Annotated in this window: 3 protein-coding genes; all 3 read left to right on the forward strand. The window is 36.6% G+C overall.

Annotation, left to right across the window (positions count from 1 at the left end):
- Positions 1–49 precede the first annotated feature (49 nt).
- From K2N75_RS05120 to K2N75_RS05130, 3 genes are read left to right on the forward strand one after another with little or no spacing between them, the layout of a single operon-like run.
- Positions 50–2,620, forward strand: a complete 2,571-nt coding sequence (locus tag K2N75_RS05120; RefSeq protein WP_300120100.1) for a RecB-like helicase — start codon at positions 50–52, stop codon at positions 2,618–2,620.
- Between the two features lie 9 nt (positions 2,621–2,629).
- Positions 2,630–3,961: a Na+/H+ antiporter NhaA gene (nhaA, locus tag K2N75_RS05125; RefSeq protein WP_297681700.1), complete on the forward strand. Its 1,332-nt coding sequence runs from the start codon at positions 2,630–2,632 to the stop codon at positions 3,959–3,961.
- 44 nt (positions 3,962–4,005) lie between these two features.
- Positions 4,006–5,064: a glycosyltransferase family 9 protein gene (locus K2N75_RS05130; protein WP_297681699.1), complete on the forward strand. Its 1,059-nt coding sequence runs from the start codon at positions 4,006–4,008 to the stop codon at positions 5,062–5,064.
- Positions 5,065–5,142: the final 78 nt, after the last annotated feature.

Genomic DNA, 5,142 nt, shown 5'->3' on the forward strand with positions numbered 1-5,142 from the left:
TACCATTTATTTAGCCCCATAAAACGGACTCTGGTGAGTCGGCTGAGCTTTGTATAAAATCATTCAAATTTATTATGATTTTTTGCGAGAAGACTTAAAGATTACAACGATTGACGCCTTTTTCCAAAGAATCTTAAAAAATTTTTGCTGGTATGTCGGGGTAGAATATGATTTTGAGTTGCAAGAGGACGATTTGGGGGAGATTACAGAAATCTTTTTGTCGCTTTTAGAAAAAACCGATTTTGAGCAGATTTTGGAGATTTGTTACCGCAAAAAACAAACCTTGAATTCTATTCTTGCCTTGTGTGTGTTTTTGGATTCTTTTAAGGAAATGCTCCAACAAAGCCTTTTTACACAAAAATTTATAGAATCGCAAAGTAAAAATCCCAAAGAAAAAGCAATGGAATATGCGAGGTGTATTCAAAAAACTTATGTTGAAATTTTTGGAGAATTGCCATCTAGTTTGCAGTTTAATGATTTTGAAAGTTTATTACAAAAAGGTCAAACTTGGCTACTTAAGCAAAATCTACAAGATTACAAAAGGGATAAATTTTCTAAAACTCCCTTTAATGCAATGGATTTCACGCTTTTAAAAGAATCCATTTGTCAGGCTTTGTTAGAAGAGGAATCGGAATATTTGGAGCAACTTTATCGGATTTTTCAATGCTTTTTAAAGGCAAAAGAACAATATTATAAACAAAACAATTGTCTAAGTTTCAACGCGGTGGCGTCTAAGGTTTATCAATTATTGGCTACAAAATTCATTGAAAAAGATTTTTTGTATTTTAGGCTGGATAGCACATTAAGTCATATTTTAATAGATGAGTTTCAAGACACAAGTATTTTGCAATATGAGATTCTAAAACCCTTGATTGACGAAATCAAAAGTGGTAAGGGGCAGAAAAACTTTGAGCGAAGCTTTTTTTATGTAGGAGATACAAAGCAGTCCATTTATCGTTTTCGTGGAGGGAATCCAGAATTGTTTAAAATTGCAAGCAAGGGAATGGAATCCCAAAACTTAGATACAAATTATCGCAGTGCTAGGCATATTGTGGATTTTGTTAATGATGTTTTTGCCGATACGATTCAAGATTTTATCCCCCAAACTGCAAAGGTAAATATTGAGGGCTGCGTAAAAGTGCAAGCCTGCACAAAAGACAATCTTTATTTTGAGGTTTTTCAGAGGTTGGAGGATTTAAGAAAGCTAGGGGCGAAAGAGGAGGAAATAGCGATTTTGGTTTTTGATAACAAATCCGTAGTAGAACTCGCACAATTTTTGCAAGACAAGGGAGTAAAGGTTGTCATTGATACGAGTGCGAAACTGATTCATCACAATGAAGTGCGCGCGTTAATAGAGGTTTTAAAATACATACAAACAAAAAAGATTCAATTTAGGCAAGAGTTTTTTATGCTTTTAGGATTGGAGATTACAGAATCGCAAAATAGGAGATTGGAAGCTGTGATAAAATCTCTTGCAAAAGTCAAAGAACCCGCAAAGATATTGTTGAAAATTATGGAGTTTTATCACATTGCAAGTTTAAGTGCCAAGAAATTTTTAGAATCTTGCTTACAATTTTCTACTATAGGGGAATTATTGGAGCAAGTGGAGAGATTTGCACTAGAGATTATTTCAAGTGATTTTGTGGGGATTCGGATTATGACGATTCATAAATCCAAAGGATTGGAATTTGAAAATGTATTTGTGGTGGATAAATCCAATGCGAGCAACAATCAGCACGGAAATGTGTTTTTTGAGTTTAAAGAAAATGGCATAGAGATTCAAAGGATTTTTCAATATGCTAATCAAAACAAGAGTAAAATTAGAAACAGCTTGGATTGTATGTACCAAAATGCGTTGTGCAAAGAAGAGGAATTAGAAATCAAGGATTTGAAAAATCAGCTTTATGTTGCTTTGACGCGCGCAAAAGATACAATGAGCATTTTTTGTCTTGATAATAAAAGTGCTTTTGAGATTCTGCAACTTGGTGCGCAAGTAAGAGGAGATTTAAAAAGCGCAATACAAATGCAAATCCAAAGAAGAAAAATTGCTGTAAATCCAGAATCCCAAAAGCCTTTTTGTTGCATTTCTTCCTTGCAGCTAAGCTTGGAAAATCTCGGACGACAAAAGGAAATGTATCTAAAAGAGGAGGGAGAGGAAAGGGGAGAAAATGAAGAGGCTTGCGGAAGTCTCAAAGCAATTTATTATGGAATCGCACTGCATTTTGTGATGGAACAAAAGCTCAAAAATACCCTTGAGGATTCGTTGATTTTGGAGCTTTTGGATAATAAAGTGGGATTTTATTTGGAACGTGAAGAATTACAAAAAATCATCACACAATGCAATTTTGTATTAAAAAATCAAAAATTAATTGAAATTTTGGCTAAAGGAAAGGTAAAATGTGAAATTCCTTTTTTGTTTGGTGGTAAGCAAAAACGTTTAGACCTTTTGATTGTAGGAGAAGAGCAGGCGTTTATCGTAGATTATAAAAGTGGCTCACCTAAGGAATCACATAGGGCGCAAGTGCGTGAATATATGGAATCTGTAAGTGCAATATTGCATAAAACAACTTATGGATATATTTTCTACACGCGAGGTGAAGGAAGATTAGTTGAAGTTTAAGGAGAAGTTATGGAAGCGGAAAATAAAAAAGGTTTTTTAGCGATTTTTAAAAAAATCACACAAAGCGAATCTTTTGCGGGTGTTTTATTGCTATGTTGTGCGATTTTGGCGATGATTGTTGCAAACTCGCCTTTGGGTGAAGCGTATGCGCAGCTTTGGAAAACTAAATTTGGCTTTAGTGTGAATGGACATTTCATTGGAATGAGCTTAGAGCATTGGATTAACGATGTTTTGATGGCGTTTTTCTTTTTGGTTGTAGGCTTGGAAATTAAACGCGAAGTGCTTTTTGGAGAGCTCGCGGGATTCAAACGCGCCGCATTACCAATTATTGCTGCACTTGGTGGAATGATTGGACCGGGAATTATTTATTATTCTTTAAATGTAGGCACAGATTCTGTAACAGGGTTTGGAATCCCAATGGCGACAGATATTGCGTTTGCGTTGGGTGTGTTGGCAATACTTGGGAAACGCGTTTCTATCTCTGTTAAAGTCTTTTTGGTTTCCTTGGCAGTTGCGGACGATTTGGGCGCAATTATCGTTATTGCATTATTCTATTCTACCGGAGTTTCTCTTGAATGGTTGGCGGTTGCGGCAGGGATTATTGTTGTGCTTGTGATACTTGGCAAAATGGGCGTCAAGGCTCTAACCCCTTATATGCTTTTGGGCGTCTTTTTGTGGATTGCTGTGCATAATTGTGGTGTGCATGCGACAATCGCAGCAGTTATGCTTGCTTTTACGATTCCTGTTGCGCCTAAGATTGACACACTTTCCTTTATGGACAAACTTAAAACAATCGTGAGCCATTTTCAAGAGGCAGAGACGAAAAAAGACGGAATTTTGCTTCAAAATGAGCAAGTGGAAGCTTTGCACCATTTAAGCAAAGAAAAAAATGCGGTGCAAAATCCGCTTTTGCGTTTAGAGCACGCGCTTGCACCTTATAGCAATTATCTGATTATGCCGATTTTTGCATTTGCAAATGCTGGAGTTGCGATTGGTTCTAACATTGATTTTAGCATTGACCATGTCTTTTTGGGGATTCTTTTGGGGCTTGTGGTTGGGAAACCGATTGGAATCTTTACCTTTACATTTGTTGCAGAGAAACTTGGAATCGCAGCGCGCCCTAATGGTGCTTCGTGGGTAGATATTTTTGGAGCGGGAGCTTTAGGTGGAATTGGATTTACGATGTCTATCTTTGTTACTAATCTTGCATTTGATGTCAATAGCGCACACGGACTTATTGCAACAGATGTCGCCAAAATCACGATTCTTGTTGCCTCTTTGACGGCAGGTATTTTAGGAAGTATCTTTTTTATCATTCGTGGCAAACTCTCGCACCACTAATCTTATCAAGATGAGCTTTTGGCTCGTCTTTTGCACAAGATTCTATGTTTCATCAACAAAGTCGTTTCAAAATCGCAATTTTAGGCAATATTATACGCAGAGGAATTGGCGATGAAATGGTATGTATTCCTAGTCTCTACGCGCTTAAATCTCTCTATCCCCAAAGCTCTTTAACTCTATTTATTAAAAATCAAAATGTCTTTTGTCGTCAAAAAAATCTCCCTTATATTGATGAGGTTTTAGAGATTGCAAAGATTAAGAATACGTCAGAAAGAAAGTTTGATATTCTTTTGGTGATTGAACATCATAATTTTAAAGTGTTAGAAATAGCGGAATCTATTCAAGCGAAGCGCAAAATCATTACATTAAGTCAATCACTTTTACTTAATGCGCCCTTTTTGTATTTAAAGTATCTAAGAAAGTTTCAAGTTTGCGTCAATCCTTATTGGCTGCAAACACACAATGAGATTCAAAGAAATCTTAACCTTGTGCGGCAAATTAATCCCAAAATTTTTGACAAAATGATAAAGTCTTTGGATTTTTCATTGGCTAAATTACCACTTTTGGAGGCTTCCTCTCAAAGAATCAAGATTTTATTTTCGGCTTTGGGTAAGGGAACGCAATATAAGCAGGTGATTGGCATTTTTCCTTTTGCTAGAAGTTTAATAGGAAAAGTTAATTTTGATATGAAAGAATGGATTGCTTTAGCGCAGGCTTTAAGTAAGGAATTTTCGGAGATTCTATTTGTTTTTATAAACTATCACGGGACACAATATCATTTTGCGCCTTTTGTGCAAGAGAATCTCAAGGTGTTTTATAATGAGCAGGGTTTGGAGGATTTGATTGCTTTTGTGCAATCTTGTGATGGAATCTTGGGCGTGGATAGCGGGCATATTCATCTAGCGGATAATGCTAGGATTCCGACTTTGGAAGTTATGGTGCAAAGGCTTGCAAGGCAGTGGAGTGGGGGATTTTATGGAGGATATTTCGTTTCCCTTACGATGCCGCTTCATTGGCGCGAGGAAGAGCAAAAATATTTAGAATCTTTTTCGCAAAAGGCAAGAGATTTGATTCTTTTTGTCAAAAACCACAAGGAGTCTTAATGGGATTTTGGAATAACTTGATTGTGCGGGGGGGGGGGGGTTTTCCCGGTTAAAAAGGGTTTTTTTTGGGTTTTTCGT

Source organism: Helicobacter sp. (genome assembly GCF_029067145.1).
Lineage (GTDB): Bacteria > Campylobacterota > Campylobacteria > Campylobacterales > Helicobacteraceae > Helicobacter_D.

Coding starts and splice junctions, on each gene's coding strand:
- nhaA (WP_297681700.1), top strand. CDS start 2,630: ATGGAAGCGGAAAATAAAAAAGGTTTTTTAGCGATTTTTAAAAAAATC.
- K2N75_RS05130 (WP_297681699.1), top strand. CDS start 4,006: ATGTTTCATCAACAAAGTCGTTTCAAAATCGCAATTTTAGGCAATATT.